General features: G+C 71.7%; 16 protein-coding genes. 9 read left to right on the top strand and 7 right to left on the bottom strand.

Translation table 11 applies throughout. The features are described 5' to 3' along the window. The first annotated feature begins 77 nt into the window (after positions 1 to 77). The 4 genes from DEJ35_RS14080 (at position 78) to DEJ35_RS14065 (ending at position 3,968) form a co-directional block, all read left to right on the top strand. A complete protein-coding gene (locus tag DEJ35_RS14080) occupies positions 78 to 1,433 on the top strand; it encodes an MFS transporter (RefSeq protein ID WP_220036903.1) in 1,356 nt (451 codons plus the stop codon). Further along, positions 1,430 to 1,771, top strand: a complete 342-nt coding sequence (locus tag DEJ35_RS14075) for an L-rhamnose mutarotase (RefSeq protein ID WP_111192974.1) — start codon at positions 1,430 to 1,432, stop codon at positions 1,769 to 1,771. Before DEJ35_RS14080 ends, DEJ35_RS14075 begins: the two co-directional genes overlap by 4 nt. A 25-nt stretch (positions 1,772 to 1,796) precedes the next feature. Next, entirely contained in the window at positions 1,797 to 2,729 is a 933-nt protein-coding gene (locus tag DEJ35_RS14070; RefSeq protein ID WP_111192973.1) for a metallophosphoesterase, read from the top strand. A gap of 177 nt (positions 2,730 to 2,906) precedes the next feature. After that, the gene (locus tag DEJ35_RS14065) at positions 2,907 to 3,968 is read left to right on the top strand and encodes an NADP-dependent oxidoreductase (protein WP_111192972.1); all 1,062 of its coding nucleotides are present in this window, start codon (positions 2,907 to 2,909) and stop codon (positions 3,966 to 3,968) included. Positions 3,969 to 4,029: 61 nt separating this feature from the next. On the opposite strand, the gene DEJ35_RS14060 is transcribed toward DEJ35_RS14065, so the two are convergent. The 4 genes from DEJ35_RS14060 to DEJ35_RS14045 form a co-directional block, all read right to left on the bottom strand. After that, positions 4,030 to 4,890 carry an ABC transporter permease gene (locus DEJ35_RS14060; protein WP_027466217.1) on the bottom strand — a complete coding sequence of 287 codons (861 nt, stop codon included), beginning with the start codon at positions 4,888 to 4,890 and terminating at the stop codon, positions 4,030 to 4,032. Next, positions 4,877 to 5,854: an ABC transporter ATP-binding protein gene (locus DEJ35_RS14055; protein ID WP_111124312.1), complete on the bottom strand. Its 978-nt coding sequence runs from the start codon at positions 5,852 to 5,854 to the stop codon at positions 4,877 to 4,879. The genes DEJ35_RS14060 and DEJ35_RS14055 overlap by 14 nt, the downstream gene beginning before the upstream one ends. Before the next feature lie 59 nt (positions 5,855 to 5,913). Then, a complete protein-coding gene (locus DEJ35_RS14050; protein WP_146244803.1) occupies positions 5,914 to 6,990 on the bottom strand; it encodes an outer membrane lipoprotein carrier protein LolA in 1,077 nt (358 codons plus the stop codon). Positions 6,991 to 7,070: 80 nt separating this feature from the next. Continuing rightward, positions 7,071 to 7,553, bottom strand: coding sequence for a ribose-5-phosphate isomerase (locus DEJ35_RS14045; protein ID WP_110862284.1), 483 nt, complete (start codon positions 7,551 to 7,553; stop codon positions 7,071 to 7,073). A gap of 115 nt (positions 7,554 to 7,668) precedes the next feature. On the opposite strand from DEJ35_RS14045, the gene DEJ35_RS14040 reads away from it, so the two are divergent. Next, positions 7,669 to 8,631: a sugar-binding transcriptional regulator gene (locus DEJ35_RS14040; protein ID WP_111124303.1), complete on the top strand. Its 963-nt coding sequence runs from the start codon at positions 7,669 to 7,671 to the stop codon at positions 8,629 to 8,631. A gap of 228 nt (positions 8,632 to 8,859) precedes the next feature. On the opposite strand, the gene DEJ35_RS14035 is transcribed toward DEJ35_RS14040, so the two are convergent. Next, positions 8,860 to 9,384, bottom strand: coding sequence for a DinB family protein (locus DEJ35_RS14035; RefSeq protein ID WP_111192971.1), 525 nt, complete (start codon positions 9,382 to 9,384; stop codon positions 8,860 to 8,862). A gap of 157 nt (positions 9,385 to 9,541) precedes the next feature. Beyond that, the gene (locus DEJ35_RS14030; protein ID WP_071405048.1) at positions 9,542 to 10,570 is read right to left on the bottom strand and encodes a GTP-binding protein; all 1,029 of its coding nucleotides are present in this window, start codon (positions 10,568 to 10,570) and stop codon (positions 9,542 to 9,544) included. Between the two features lie 45 nt (positions 10,571 to 10,615). Here DEJ35_RS14030 and ykgO point away from each other — a divergent pair, with 45 nt between their 5' ends. Together ykgO and DEJ35_RS14020 are read left to right on the top strand one after the other, a co-directional pair. After that, positions 10,616 to 10,738, top strand: a complete 123-nt coding sequence (gene ykgO / locus DEJ35_RS14025) for a type B 50S ribosomal protein L36 (RefSeq protein WP_071247691.1) — start codon at positions 10,616 to 10,618, stop codon at positions 10,736 to 10,738. Positions 10,739 to 10,766: 28 nt separating this feature from the next. Continuing rightward, a complete protein-coding gene (locus DEJ35_RS14020) occupies positions 10,767 to 11,423 on the top strand; it encodes a histidine phosphatase family protein (RefSeq protein ID WP_111192970.1) in 657 nt (218 codons plus the stop codon). A gap of 112 nt (positions 11,424 to 11,535) precedes the next feature. On the opposite strand, the gene DEJ35_RS14015 is transcribed toward DEJ35_RS14020, so the two are convergent. Beyond that, positions 11,536 to 13,284 (bottom strand): glycerol-3-phosphate dehydrogenase/oxidase, encoded by a 1,749-nt coding sequence (locus tag DEJ35_RS14015; protein ID WP_111192969.1) that lies wholly within the window; start codon positions 13,282 to 13,284, stop codon positions 11,536 to 11,538. A 192-nt stretch (positions 13,285 to 13,476) separates the two neighbouring features. Here DEJ35_RS14015 and DEJ35_RS14010 point away from each other — a divergent pair, with 192 nt between their 5' ends. After that, positions 13,477 to 14,439, top strand: a complete 963-nt coding sequence (locus tag DEJ35_RS14010) for a sugar-binding transcriptional regulator (RefSeq protein WP_027466231.1) — start codon at positions 13,477 to 13,479, stop codon at positions 14,437 to 14,439. A gap of 48 nt (positions 14,440 to 14,487) precedes the next feature. Further along, entirely contained in the window at positions 14,488 to 15,447 is a 960-nt protein-coding gene (locus tag DEJ35_RS14005) for an AraC family transcriptional regulator (protein ID WP_110862277.1), read from the top strand. The last annotated feature ends 22 nt before the right edge of the window (positions 15,448 to 15,469 follow it).

Raw genomic sequence — 15,469 nt, 5'->3', positions numbered from 1 at the left:
AGCGCGCACACCGGAGCGCTATCGTCCTCGTCGTCCCGTTGAAACGATTCACCGACGAACACGCGAACGGAGGACCAATGGCGGTCCGCATCGGAGCCCGGAACACCACGGGCTGGAAGGCCACCGTCTCGGTGGCCATGTCGAACTACATCGAGTCGGGGTCGATCATCGCGATCGCCACGAGCCTGAGCCTCTGGCAGGCCGAGTTCCGGATCGGCGACCTCGAGGTCGGCCTGCTCGCGAGCCTGTCGGCGAACGCCTTCGGTGCCGCCCTCGGCGCGATCGTCGGCGGACCGCTGTGCGACCGGTTCGGCCGGAAGTTCATCTACACGTACGACCTGCTCCTCTACATGCTCGGCATCCTGCTCGCGGTGTTCGCCGGCAGCTACGGCATGCTCCTGGTCGGCTTCATCCTGACCGGCATCGCCGTCGGTGCGGGCGTGCCGGCGAGCTGGACCTACATCGCCGAGCAGGCCCCCGCGGACAAGCGTGCGGCCCACGTCGGCACGGCGCAGCTCGCGTGGTCGATCGGGCCGATGGTCGGGTTCGCCCTGGCGATCGCCGCCGCACCGCTCGGCCTGCTCGGCAGCCGCCTCATCTTCGCCCACCTGTTCGTCGTCGCCGCGATCGTGTGGTGGCTCCGCCGCGGGCTGCCCGAGTCGGCGATCTGGAAGGACGAGCGCGCGGCCACCGGCACGGCGAACTTCTTCCACGGGATCACGCAGCTGTTCAGCCGCCGGAAGAACCTGACCGCGATGCTGTTCCTGTTCGGCGTCTACGCGCTCTGGAACACCGTCGCCGGACAGGCCGGCATCTTCCAGCCCCGGGTGTACGCGGCGACCGGGGTCACGAGCGTCACCGAGCAGTACGGGTTGCAGATCCTGGTCTGGGGCTGCACCGTGGCCGCGACGTACTTCGGCTTCATGCGGTACGCCGACCGGGTCAGCCGCCGCGCGCTCTACGCCGCCGGGGCCGTGCTGGCGATCATCGCGTGGGCAGTCCTCATCTACGCGCCCGCCAACCTCGGCACCCTGCTGTTCTTCGCCGTGGCGTGGGGCGTCTCGTCGGGCATCGGCGCACAGGCGTTCTACGGCCTGTGGACGAGCGAGCTCTTCGCCACCCGGTACCGCGCCAGCGCCCAGGGCGTGCTGTTCCTGGCCGCCCGCGTCATGGTCGGACTGCTGAGCATCTGGTTCCCGCTGCTGCTGTCGGAGATCGGGCTGCGGGCCCTCGGCGGCCTGATCCTCGGGCTCCTCGCGCTGTCGTTCCTGGTCGGCACGATCTGGGCACCGCGCACCCGGGGAAAGACCCTCGAGGCGATCGAGGCCGAGCGCTACGGCACCGTCACGACGGTCACCGGGACGGTCCGCGCCGCCGACGAGCGCACCGTCCACGACGCCGAGCAGCGTCGCCGCGAACAGGCCGGCCGGTGACCCGCGTCTGTTTCCGGCTGCAGGTGCAGGTCGAGCTGCTCGACGCCTACCGCGAGCGGCACGCCGCCGTGTGGCCGGCGATGCTCCGGGCGATCGCGGCGGCGGGACGGCGGAACTACTCGCTGTTCCTCGACGACGACGGGCTGCTCATCGGGTACTACGAGACCGACTCGGTGGCCGATGCCGATGCGGCACTCGCGGCGTCCGAGGTGGCCACGGCGTGGGAGGCGCACATGCAGGACCTCTTCGCCGGGGCCACCGGGCGCGCCGACCAGACCGCGCGGGTGCTGCCCGAGGTCTTCAACCTCGAGAACCAGCTGGCGGCAGCACCGGAGTGACGGGGGCCGTGGCTACCGTGGACGCATGCAGCCGCCAGCAGCCGGGACCCTCCGCATCCTCCACCTCTCCGACACCCACCTGACCGGCGACGGCGCCCTGCACCAGGGCGCGGTCGACACGACGGCCGCGCTCGAACGCCTGCTCGCCCACGTCGACGGCGTGCCCGGCATCGGGCTGGTGGTCGTGTCCGGCGACGTCTCCGAGGACGGCAGCCCCGAGTCCTACGCGACCGTGCGGGACCGCGTCGGCGGCTGGGCGGAGCGGCACGGGGCGGCCTTCGTCGCGGTCCCCGGCAACCACGACCTGCGCGAGGGCTTCCGTCAGGTCCTGACGAACGGGCACGTCCTGGGCCAGGGCGGCACGGCACTGGTGCACACGATGGAGTACCTGCCGCCGACGGTCCCGGTCTCCGGGCAGTCGGTCGTCGCCGGGCGTCGGATCATGACCGTCGACACGAGCGTGCCGGGTGCCGGGTACGGCGAGCTCAGCGACACGGCGTTCGAGCACCTGCGCACAGCTCTGGCCGAAGGCGCCGGCAGTGGCACAGCCGATGCCCCGCACGGCACCGTCGTCGTCCTGCACCACCCACCGCTGCCCGCCCCGACCGAGCTGCACGAGGCCCTCCGCCTGCAGAACCCCGAGGCCCTTGCCGACGTGATCCGCGGTTCCGACGTGCGGGTCGTCCTCGCCGGCCACTACCACCACCACTTCGCCGGGTCGCTCGCCGGCGTCCCGGTCCTCGTCGCACCCGGTGTCGCGAACGACACCGACGTCGTCGGCCCGTACGACGAGGAATCGGCCGTCGTCGACAGCGGCGCACTCGTCGTCGATGTCGCCGCGGACGGCTCCGTCTGGTCGACACCGGTCCGCGTGCCCCGGGGCGACGCCGACCCGCGGGCGTTCCGCCTCGACCCCGAGACGGTCCGCGCCGTCATCGCGGCCGCTGGCAAGCACTGAGCCCGGTCCCCACGCGCGGTGGACGCGCGTGGCGGCGGACCGGAGGCCCGTGGCGGCGTCGCCACGGGCCTCCAGTCCGCCGCCTGGTCCCGTCCACAGCCGCGGTACCCCACGTCTTCGGGTTGCGTGCGGGAACACCGAGTAGCACGGACGCACACCTGGAGCGAAGGAGCACCCATGCGAGTCGGCAGTGCAGTGCAGTACGACCGGTACGGCGACTTCGACGTCGTCGAGCTCGTCCCCCAGCAGAAGCCCGAGGCCGGACCGGGCGAGATCGTCGTCGAGATCGTGGCCGCGGGACTGAACCACATCGAGCGGTTCCTGCGCGAGGGGAAGCTCCGCGACCACGTCGACCTCGAGTTCCCCGCACACCAGGGCGTCGACTTCGCCGGCATCGTGCGCGCGCGGGGGGACGGTGTGAAGGACCTCCGCATCGGCGACGAGGTGATGGGGCACGCGCCGACCGGCGGCGCCCACGCCACCTGGATCGCGGTGCCGCGCGGGGCCGTCATCAAGAAGCCGGAGCACGTCGGGTGGGAGGTCGCCGGCGGCTTGTACCTGGCGGGCTGCACCGCGGTGTCGGTCGTCCGGTCGCTCCGGCTCGGACCGCAGGACACCGTCGTCATCTCGGCCGCAGCCGGTGGCGTCGGACACATCGAGTGCCAGCTGGCGCACGACGTCGGCGCGACCGTGATCGCCCTCGGCAGCCCCCGCAACCACGACTACCTGCGGCAGATCGGCACGCTGCCCGTCGCCTACGGCGAAGGCGAGGAGGACCGCATCCGCGACATCGCCGACGGCCGGCCGATCACCGCGTTCATCGACAACCACGGTGAGAGCAACGCCGAGCTGCTGGCCGAACGTCTCGGCGTCGGCCAGGAGCGGTTCGTGTCGTCGGAGGAGCGCCGGGACATCGAGGTCCGGTTCCTCCGTGCACCCGCCGAGGACGAGGAGACCCGCGAGCTGCTGACCCTGCTGGCGAAGGCCGTGCAGGACCGCCGCGTGCAGGTCCTGATCTCGGGCTTCTACCCGTTCGAGTACATCGTCGAGGCGTACGAGGACCTGGCGGAGATGAAGTCCCGCGGCAAGGTCGTGATCGGGATGCAGACGGTGGAGACCGGGGCGCGGCTCGACTGGTACCGCTCCGAGAAGGCCCGTGACCTGCGCGACCGGTACGCCGATGCGCGGGGGACCGACACGGAGACGATGGCCGGCGGATCGGCGTCGCCCGCGAGCTGAGCAAGCTGAGCGAGCGGAGCGTCGCAGGGGCCCGACACCTTCGTGCCGGGCCCCTGCCGCGTCAGCTCAGGATGTCCTTCGAGGCGAACCGGCTGTAGGCCAGCGCCCCGAACACCACCACGTACCCGAGCTGCAGCACCGCGTTCGACCCGAACGAGTCGAACGAGATCGGGTCGCGAAGCAGGTCGCCGAACCCGAGCCACTGGTGCGAGAACAGGAACGGGTGCAGCCAGTCGAGCTGGGGGAGCTGGTCGAGCACCTGCGACGCCCCGGCGAGCACGACCGTCGCGGCCATCGCGCCGACCGGCACGTTCGTCAGCGTCGAGGTGAACATGCCGATCGCCACGAGCCCGAGCATCGACATGGCGACGTACAGCGCGAGCAGCAGGGCGCGGCCGGCGTACGACCAGCCGCCCACCTGGGTGCCGGACAGCAGCGTGACCGGGCCGATCGGGAACAGCACGGCGCCGATCGCCGCACCGACCAGCACCACCAGCAGGGTGGCGGCCAGGCAGAACGCGACGGCACCGGCGAACTTCACCAGGATGAACCGCACGCGGCCCGTCGGCGCGACGAGCAGGTAGCGGATCGTGCCGTGGCTGGCCTCGCCCGCGACGGTGTCACCGGCGACCACGCCGACCGTCAGCGGCAGGAACAGCGGGATCGACACGGTCAGTGCCGTGAACGCCACGAACAGACCGTTGTTGGTGATGTCGCCGAGGAACGCCGGCCCGCCGTCGTCGCCGTCGGTGGTGAGCTTCACGGCGACCGCGATCAGGATCGGCACGAGCGCGAGTGCCCCGAGCATCGCCCAGGTGCGGCGACGCCGGAACACCAGCGCGAGTTCGGAACCGAGCAGTGCGAACGGGCGCTGCCGGCGTCGGACGGGCAGGTCGCGCACGGCCGCGTCAGGCTGCGACATCGAATCCCTCTCCGGTGAGTGCGACGAACAGGTCCTCGAGGGTGCCGCCGCCCACCGTCAGGCCGCGCACCCGGACGTCGGCGCGCACGAGTTCCGCGGTGATCGTCTCCGGCAGCAGCGCGTTCGGCAGGTCGGCCACCAGCACGTCGGCCCCGCCGTCGTGCCGCGGGGTGAGCCCGAGCCGGGTGAGGACGGTAGCGGCCTGCCCGATGTCGGGCGTCCGCACGGTCACGGTCCGGGCCCCAGCTGCGCGCAGCTCGTCGAGGGGGCCCTGCGCGACGATCTTGCCCGTCCGCATCACGGCTGCGTGCGTGCAGACCTGTTCGATCTCGGCCAGCAGGTGGCTCGACACGAACACCGTGGTGCCGTCGTCGGCCAGGGAGCGGATGAGGTTGCGGACCTCGCGCGTCCCCTGCGGGTCGAGGCCGTTGGTCGGCTCGTCGAGCACCAGCAGGTCACGCGGTGACAGCAGGGCGTTCGCGAGGCCGAGCCGCTGCTTCATGCCGAGGGAGTACGCGTGCGCCTTCTTGTCGGCCGCGTGGGTCAACCCGACGCGGTCGAGGGCTCCGGCCACGCGGGCCTTGCGGGTACGCGGGTCCGACGTGGGGTCGGCGGCGTCGAAGCGCTGCAGGTTGGCCCGGCCGGACAGGTACGGGTAGAAGGCCGGTCCCTCGACGAGCGCGCCGACGCGGGGCAGGACGTCGTGCAGCGCCTTCGGCATCGGTTCGCCGAGCAGCTCGATGGTGCCGCCGCTCGCGCTCGAGAGCCCGAGCAGCATCCGGATCGTGGTGGTCTTGCCGGAACCGTTCGGCCCGAGGAACCCGAACACCGCGCCGCGCGGCACCGCCAGGTCGATCCCGTCGACCGCACGCTGCTTGCGGAACACCTTCTGGAGGCCCGTGGTGCGGATCGCCAGGTCGGGTCCCTGCCCGGCCGTGCTCACCTCGTGGTCGGCTGTGCTCACCTCGTGGTCGGCTGTGCTCACCTCGTGGTCGGCTGTGCTCACCTCGTGGTCGTCCGCGCTCACTTCGCGGCGTCGACCAGGGAGGCGACCGGCACGGCACCCGCGAGCACGCGGCCGTCGGCGGTCAGGTAGACCGAGACGAGCGACGTCTGCACGGCACGGCCGCCGTCGACGGGCTTCGTCAGCTGGTCGAGCAGGCCGGATGCCTCGCCCTCGAGCCCGGACCGGTCGACCGTGCCGGCGGGGAGCTCGGCGATGGTGCTCCAGCCCGTGCCCGTGAAGGTCGGCTCGTCATCGCTCGGGGTGCCACGGTGGTCGCTGTGCTCGCCCTTCGCGTGCGACCCGGCGTCGGACAGGTCCTTCTCGGTCACCTTCGCGTTCGACGGCGGGGTGAAGTCGAAGAGCCGGGCCGCCGGGGCGCCGTAGTCGAGGCTCGTGAACCCGACCTGCACCGCGGGGTCGTCCGCGCCTGCGGCCTCGACGCTCGCGCGGAGCGGGAGTCCGGTCTGCTGGTCGACGGCCAACCGGACGGCTCCGACGAGGGTGTCGGACGACTTCGGCGTCAGGGCGATCTGCCAGGCGTCGTGTCCGGCGACGCTGACCTCGGTCGGCTTCGACACGGTGGTGGTCGGGGTGATCGCGTCGATGGCCTGCCGGGCGATGTCGGCCGGTGTGGTCGTGCCGTCCTGCAGGTCCGTCGCGGTGTCGCTCGGCAGGGTCACGTGCGTGGCCGAGCGCTCCTTCGAGTCCCAGGTCCAGACGTCCGAGCCGTTGCGGACGACGTCCTGCTCGGCGAGCTGCTGCGTCAGCTGGACGCGCTGCTTGTCGGGGCCGTCGACGTAGACACGGGCGGTGTGCGACGCGGTGAGCAGCCCGAGCACGTCGGAGGCGTCGCCCTCGAGCGAGGAGCCGCCGGACCCGGTGGGCAGTTCGGGGAGGCCCAGCGCGCTCGTCTGCGAGAGCTTGCCCGAGTACTGGGCGTCCGACGACTTCGCGATGCTGGCGATGACGGCCGCGGCGCTGGGGTTCGTCCCCGCGATCGGGTCGTTCGCGGCGTTCGCGATCATCGGGGCGGCAACGGCGCCGGCGACGACGACCGGTGCGATGACGGCTGGCAGCCAGGCTGACTTCTTCATCGGGTTCCCCTCGTGGAGCATTGGAGTCGTGGGTACGGTACGTCCGGCCCCCGACAGGCAGCTGGGCGTTGCGCGGCGGCCTAACCCCGTGCGTCGACGCCCGCGGGAGCGCTGCCGTCGTACGCACAGATCGCGTTGACCTTCTCGGCACTCGCGCTGGAGGTGTCGAAGGTGTAGCCGAGCCACTCCTTCGCCAGACGACGCGCGAGCTCGATGCCGACGACGCGCTGCCCCATGCAGAGGACCTGGGCGTCGTTCGACAGGATCGAGCGCTCCACGCTGTAGGAGTCGTGCGCGGTGACGGCACGGATGCCCGGCACCTTGTTGGCGCTGATCGCCACGCCCAGTCCGGTGCCGCAGATCAGGATCGCCCGGTCGGCCTCGCCGTTCGCCACCAGCCGTGCGGCGTCGACGGCGACGTGCGGGTAGGCGGTGTGGCCGTCCGCGTCGACGCCGACGTCCCGCACGTCGGACACCCGGTCGTCGGCGAGCAGGTCGGCCTTGATGATCTCCTTGTAGTCGAACCCGGCGTCGTCGGACCCGATCACGAGACGGTACGTCATGTCTGTGCTCCTCCCGCGCCCCGAGGTTCCGGGCGCTCCCGAACCAGTCTGCGACGGCCGTGGACATCTGTCCAGCACACAATTTCTGCGGTGTGCGTGGCGGTAGCATCGCACCATGTCGGCCGAGACCCCCACCCCGGACGGAGCCCGCACCCGGTTCCCGCTGGACACCGTCTACCAGGCGGCGCGGATGTACTACCTCGAGGACGCCACGCAGGTCGAGATCGCCTCGCGCCTCGGCGTCTCGCGCCCGACCGTCTCGCGGCTCGTCGCCGAGGCCCGCAAGGCCGGACTCGTCCGCATCGAGGTCGTCGACCCGTTCCAGGACGAGACCGTGGCGCTCGCCGAACGCCTGCAGGTCGTGCTCGGGCTGCGCGCGGTCCACCTCGCCGCGGTCACCCACGCCGCCACGCTCGGCGCCGACCTGGCCGCCCCGCTGGCCGCCGCGGTCGAGGGCATGGGACTCGTCCCCGGCGACGCCGTCCTGATGTCGTCCGGCCGCACCGTGTACGACGTCGCACGGTCCGGCATGCCGACCATGCCCGGCGTGCAGCTCGTGCCCACCGTGGGCGGGCAGGCCGACCCGATGCCGTGGTTCCAGACGAACGAGATCACCCGGACGGCCGCGGAACACTCCGGCGCGATCCCGGCGTTCCTGTTCGCCCAGGCGCTGCCGTCCCCGGTGATGCGGTCCACCCTCGACGAGGACCCGGCGTTCCAGCACGTCGTCGGGCTGTGGAGCCGGGCGAAGGGCGCGATCCTCGGCATCGGGGCGCCGACGCACACGCGGGACGCCCTGGCCCGGGGCATCCCGGTCGAGGACGTGGCGTTCGACCGTGCGGCAGGCGACGTCTGCCTGAACTTCTACGCCGCGGACGGATCGGCGATCGAGTTCCCCGGGAGTGACCGGATGGTGCGGACCTCGCGCGAGATCCTGTCGACCGTGCCGCACGCGGTCGGGGTCGCCGTGGGCGGCGCCAAGGTGACGAGCATCGTGGCTGCGGTGCGGGGCGGGCTGGTCAACGAGCTGGTGACGGACGCCGCGACGGCGCGCGCCGTGCTCGACGCACTCGCCTGAGCGAGCCGGCGCCGCGCCCGATCCTTCCCATCACGCGTGAGATGGAGGGTGGATTCGGGCATACCTGGTCGTTTCTTCGTGGCAGGTACGCCCGGTTTCGGCAGGTACGCCCGGTTTCGGCAGGTACGCCCGGTTTCCGCAGGTACGCCCGGGTCAGGGGGCGACCGCAGGCGGCCTGGAGGCGCGGGGCGGGGCCGCATCGCGCCTCCAGGCCGGTGGTCCCCACGTCTAGGGCGTGCGCCGCACGTCCCACAGGTGGTGCACCGGGTCGTGCGCGTAGTAGGTGGCGAGCGTCGCGACGGTGAAGGCGCTGCCGTCGGACCGGAGCCCGGTGCGCTCGAGCACCTCGTCGGGCACCGCCGCGAAGGCCCGGGCCGCGCGGTCGGCCGACTCCCGCAGTTCCTCGGCGACGACCGCGGGGTCCTGCTCGCCGTAGCGGTCCTCGACGGCGGTGGTGTCCTGGTCCCAGTTCGGGAACGTGGGGGCGTCCTCGGTGAGCATCAGCTCGAGGCGCTCCGCCATCTTCCGGTGCACGTCCCGCACGTGGGCGCCGTACTCGAGCGGGGACCACGTGTGGTCGTCGGGGCGGTCCCGCACGTCGTCGCGTCCGAGGATCGCGGGCCAGCCGGCCGTGTTCTCGTCGATGATGCCCGGCACGTCGCGGACGGTCACCGCACTGCCGTCGTAGCCGCACTCGGGACACGCGGACTCGATGACCCACGTCCAGTTCTTCGTCTCGGGTTCGATCGCCATGGGCCGATGGTACGGCCTCGTTACTCAGCTTCCCGGTTCGCCGGACCGGTGCGGATCGGCGGCACACTGCGACGATCCACGCGTCGTTCGACTCGCGTTCTGTCGCAACATGCGCACGCACCGAACCGCCGCACCCGCCCGCGCCGCACCCGCACGCTCACTCGTGCCGGTGCTCCGATGCCGGGTCCACCGCGGGCCACACCGGGAACGGGTCCGGCCAGCCGCGCCACACGTCCGGCCCGGCGAGCAGCTCCGACGGCGTGAGCAGCGCCCCGTCGAGCGCCCGCTCGATCGCCCGGACGTCGAGCTGCTCGCCGACGAACCACAGCGCCTGCCCGATCGGGGCGTCGGCGTCCCACGACGGGTTCGCGGTGGGGTCGAGCGCGAGCATCGACCCGAAGCTCGACCACGAGCCGACGTGGTCCGGCCGGGACGCCAGGCGGAAGAACCCCCGCGACCGCAGCACGCGGCCGTTCACCCCGGCGGACAGGTCGTCGGCGATGACGGACGACAGCCGTCCGGGGTGGAACGGCAGCGGCTCCCGGTAGCGCATCGAGACCAGGGCGTCGCGGGCCTCGCGCCCGGTGTCCGCACCGCTCGACAGCGCCCGCATCCAGCCCGCACCGGTGGCGAGCACCCGCGCGGCTCCACCGTTCGAGGCCGGCAGGTCGGCGGCGCTGCGGATCGCGGGCAGGGCGACGATCACGGCCTGGGGCGCCATCCGGTGCAGCAGTGACACGAGCGCCCGACGCCGACGGCCCGACAGCGGTTCGATGCGGTCGAGGGCGATCACCGTCGCGTACTCGACGAGTGCGGCCATCCGGTCCGCGGCCACGAAGGCGTCGTCGACGTCCGACCACAGCAGGTGCGCGACGTCGTCGGCCCGCAGCACCCCGACGACGTGCCGGAGCACCCGGTCGTCGCCGGTCTCGGACCGTGCCGCGTTGGCGAGCAGCATGCCGACCGCTCGGGCGTCGGCCCCCGGGTGCAGGGTGACGACGAGCCCGTGGCCCGCGTCGGGCCCGCAGACCCGGTCGAGCTGGTCGGCGCGGTCGGCCACGGCGCGGGCGGTGGCGAAGGCACTCCCGGCGACGTGCATCCGGTGCCCGTCCGAGATCCGGGCGGCGACGCGGTCGGCGTCGACCTGGTGCAGGGCGGTGACGAGGGTGATGGCAGCAGCACGCATGTCCGCTACTGTAACTGAAAACCGTTATCAACAAGGAGGCTCGTCGTGAAGGTCCGCAACTCCCTCAAGGCCCTGAAGCAGATCCCCGGCTCGCAGGTGGTCCGACGCCGGGGCCGCGTCTACGTCATCAACAAGAAGAACCCCCGCTGGAACACCCGGCAGGGCTGACGTCGGCGGCGGTCCGTAGGGTGGCGGGATGCGACTGCTGCTCATCCGCCACGGCCAGACCCCCGCGAACGTGCACGGCATCCTCGATGCCGTGGTGCCCGGACCGGGGCTGACCGAGCTCGGGCAGCAGCAGGCCGACGCCCTGCCCGCAGCGCTCGCCGACCGGGGGATCGAGCGACTGTTCGTGTCGTCGATGGTCCGCACGCAGATCACCGCGGCGCCCCTCGCGACCTCGCTCGGCCTCGAGCCCGTGGTGCTGCCGGGCCTGCGCGAGATCGAGGCGGGCGACACCCAGGGCAAGAACGACAAGGTGTCCGTGCAGACCTACATCTCCACCGTGCACGGCTGGTCCGGCGGCGACCGGACGACCCGGATGCCCGGTGCCGAGAGCGGCACCGAGTTCTTCGAGCGCTACGACGACGCTGTCCGGCAGATCGAGGCCACCGGGGTCGCGGTCGCCGCTGCCGTCAGCCACGGTGCTGCGATCCGCACATGGGCGAGCGCAGCTGCGCAGAACACCCCGGACCACTTCGGCACGAAGCGGCACCTGGAGAACACCGGCATCGTCGAGCTCGAGGGCTCGTTCGCCGACGGCTGGCGCCTGGTCGACTGGGAAGGCGAGCCGGTCGGCGGCGACCAGCTCATCGACCGCACGGCGCTCGACCCCACCGGCGAGCGTTTCTGACGCGACCAGCGGGTCGCCGACGCGACCAGCCGCTCGCGAACGCGACCACGAACGGACGGGAGGCGCGGTGCCAGCCGGCACCGCGCCTCCCGTCCGTGGTCGGTCGCGTCGACTACGCGAGCTGCGACGCCGATGCGGACGTCAGCGGCACGATCACGCCGTGCGACTCACGCAGCACGTCGAGCGTGCGCTGGACCTCGTCCGCGCGCTCCTCGGTCGTCCAGCCGAGCGCCTCGGCGAGCACGTCGGCCAGCTCGTCGAGCAGGTCGATCGTGACCCCGCCGACGAACGCCAGGTTGGTGCGGCGCAGGACGACGTCGACCAGGTGGACGGCCTGCTCGTGGCGGGCGAAGTACGCGACCTCGGCGCGGGTGAGCGACGGGTCGGACTCGAGCCGCTCGACCGGGCCGTCGGTCAGGACGTCCACGACCTCGGCGGCACGGGTGCCGTAGCGCTCGAGCAGCCCCTCGACCAGGGACTCGTCCAGGCCGTCGCGGTGCGACTTGATCCACAGGGCGCGCTGGGCGTCGGTGGTCGGGAACTCCTTGCCACCGCCGATCGGCATGCCGGTGGTGTCGACCTTGCGGCTCATGCCGAGCTTGGTCGTCGCCTCGGTGGACAGGTGTGCAGCAAGGGCACGGAAGGTCGTCCACTTGCCACCGACGAGCGACAGCACGGTCGACTTCGGCAGCCCGGCGATCTGGGTGTCCACGATCCGGTAGTCACGGGACACGAAGCCGGGGGCGGTGTCCTCGTGGCGGGGGAGCGGACGGATGCCGGAGTAGCTGTAGACGATGTGGTCGCGGGTGACGTCGATCTGCGGGAACACGTGCTTCACGAGCCCGAAGAAGTAGTCGATCTCCTCGTCGGTCGTCGTGACCGGCTTCGCGGGGTCGGCGTCGATGTCGGTGGTGCCGATGAGCACCCGGCCCTTGAGCGGGTAGATGAGGACGATGCGGCCGTCGTCGTTCTCGAAGAACAGCTCGCGGCCCTTGGTGGCCTCGAGCAGCTCGTCGTTGTGCACGACGATGTGCGAGCCCTTCGTGCCGCCCATGAACTTCGTCTCGCCGCCGAACGCCTCGTTCGTCAGGTCGGTCCAGGGGCCGGAGGCGTTGATCACGACGTCGGCGGTGAAGACGAACTCGTCGCCGGTCTCGCGGTCGCGCAGCAGGACGCCGCCGTCGCGGGTGCCGGCTGCCTCGACGTAGTTGGTGGCGCGTGCGGTCGCGGCGGAGCCGGTCCCGGTGCCGGCGGTCAGGCCGTCCTTCAGGACGTCGAGGGCCAGGCGCTCGGGCTCGTGCACGCTCGCGTCGTAGTAGGTGCCCGTGTACTTCAGGTCCTTGTTGAGGGCCGGCATGTCCTCGAGCGCGGCCTTCTTGGTCCGGAAGACGTGCTTCGGGACGGAGCCGCCGTCGCGCGAGAAGGAGTCGTAGATCGTCATGCCGATCTTGATGAGCATCGCGCCGCGCTCCTTGGTGGAGCGCTGCTTGTGCGTCAGCATGCGCAGCGGGGCGTTCATGATGCCGGAGAACGTCGAGAAGATCGGCATGGTCGTCTGCAGCGGCTTGACGTAGTGCGGGGCGATGCGGATCAGGCCGTTGCGCTCCTGCACGCTCTCGCGCACCAGGCGGAACTCGCCGTTCTCCAGGTAGCGGATGCCGCCGTGGATCATGTGGCTCGAGGCCGCGGAGGCGCCGGAGGCGTAGTCGCCACGCTCGACCAGGGCGACGTCGACGCCCTGGAGCGCCAGGTCGCGGAACGTCGCGATGCCGTTGATGCCGCCGCCGACGACGAGGACCTGCGCGTTCGGGCGCTCGGTGAGGGCGGTCACCGTGTTCCGGGGCTGTGTCTTCTTCGACATGGTTCGTCGCTTCCTTCGTCTGTTCGTGGGGTCAGGATCGATCGTGCGCTCGTTCGACAGGGCGGGCAACTCGCGTGCACGAACGTGCAGCACACGTGTCGTCCAGGCCCGAGACGGCGGTCGGGAGGCGCGGCAGGGGTTGCAGAGGCCCTGCACGTCCGTGCATGGTTGCGTTCGACAGATCGGAGCACCATGAGCGATGCGGCTCAGCCCATGCGCACGCAGCAGGCGCTGCGCGCCGCCCACCTGTACTACCTGCAGGACCTGACGATGGACGCGATCGCCGACGAACTCGGCACCTCGCGCTCGTCGGTGTCGCGCCTGCTGAAGTACGCCAGGGACACCGGGCTCGTCGACATCCAGATCCGTTCTCCCCTGGACCAGGCCGCTGCGCTGAGCCGGAGCATCCGCTCCCGCTTCGGGGTGCACGCGCACGTCGTCCCGGTGCCGGACCACACGAGCGACGTCGACCGGCTCGAGCGGGTCGCCCTGTCCGCCGCCCGGATCCTGACGCAGTACGTCGAGTCGAACATGGTGATCGGGATCTCGTGGGGCTCGACGGTGAGCGCGGTCAGCCGCTACCTGGTGCCGAAGACCACCCACGGCTCGACGATCGTGCAGATCAACGGCGCCGCGAACACCCGCACCACCGGCATCGTCTACGCGTCCGAGATCCTGCGCCGGTTCGGCGAGGCCTACGGGGCGTTCGTGCAGCAGTTCCCGGTGCCGGCGTTCTTCGACGACCCCGCGACGAAGGAGGCCCTGTTCCGCGAGCGATCGATCCGCCGTGTGCTCGACCTGCACGAGCGGATGGACCTCGTGGTGTTCGGCGTCGGTGCCCCGCAGGCCCCGGTGCCCTCGCACGTGTACTCCGGCGGGTACCTCGACCCCGAGGACCGCGACGAGCTCACGCAGGCGGGGGTCGTCGGGGACGTCTCGACGGTGTTCTACCGGGCCGACGGCTCGTGGAAGGACATCGGGGTGAACGCACGGGCCGGCGCTCCGGACCTCGACACGATCAAGCGCGCGCCGCGGCGGGTCTGCGTCGTCGCCGGGCGGTCGAAGGCGGCGTCGCTGCGGGGCGCGCTGGCCGCCGGGCTCATCACGGACCTGATCCTGGACGAGAGCGTGGGGCAGGCGATCCTGCAGCCCTGAGTCAGGACCTGACGCAGTTTGTCGGTGGTCCGTCGTAAGTTCTCGAGCATGGTGCTTTCTCTCGAACAGCCCGGTGAGCGGTACTTCCGACGGATGGTCGGCAGCGACGTCGATCAGGCGCTTGCGTTCTTCACGGGCGACTACGACTTCCGTGCACCACTGGTCCGTCGCACCCACGAGAACGCCTACTGGGACTTCGCCGGCGTCGGTGACGAACGGATGTCGCTGCGGTCGTCGCGGTTCATGGTCGACCTGCGGAGCGAGAGCCAGGTCGACGACGAGTTCCTGGTCGCCTGGATGCGGAGCGGTTCGAGCCGGATCACCTCGGGCGGCGAGACCCACGAGCTCGAGGCCGGGGTGCCGGTCGTGCTGCCCTTCGCCGAGCCCTACGCCCTGCACCACCGGGACATCGCCCTGAACCTGGTGCACCTGGACCGCGACTTCGTCCGGGCGGTCGCCGGCGACGACGACTTCGCCTTCGAGCCCATGCGCCGTCCGACGGCCGACGGCATCGCGCTGTGGCGTTCGGTGGTGCGGAAGTACTCCGCCACGTGGCTCGACGTCGACCGGTCGATGAGCCCGAGCGTGCAGCACGACATCGCCGAGGCGTTCGCCACCGCGGCGATCCGGGCGTTCCCGCAGCGCAGCAAGTGGCGTGCGACGGTGTCCGGCAGTGGCCCCGAGCACGACCGCCTGCGTCGGGCGCTCGAGTTCGTGCACGAGCACGCGCGCGAAGCGATCGGTACCCCGGACATCGCTGCGGCGGCGGGACTCAGCCCGCGCGGGCTGCAGCAGTCCCTCCGCCGGCACCTCGACCAGACGCCGGGGGAACTCCTGCGCGGCGTGCGACTCGACGGTGCGCGGACCGACCTGGTCGGCAGCGGCCTCGACGAGACGACGGTGGCCGAGGTCGCCCGGACGTGGGGCTTCGGGCACCTCGGGCGCTTCTCGGCGACCTACCGCAGCCGCTTCGGCGAACTGCCGAGCGAGTCGCTGCGAGGGCGCTGACCGACCGACACTGAAGGCCGTT

The organism is Curtobacterium sp. MCPF17_051 (genome assembly GCF_003234595.1).
Classification (GTDB): domain Bacteria; phylum Actinomycetota; class Actinomycetes; order Actinomycetales; family Microbacteriaceae; genus Curtobacterium; species Curtobacterium flaccumfaciens.
The sequence above is the reverse complement of the archived record's forward strand: the minus strand, read 5'-3'. Positions and strand labels throughout refer to the sequence as shown.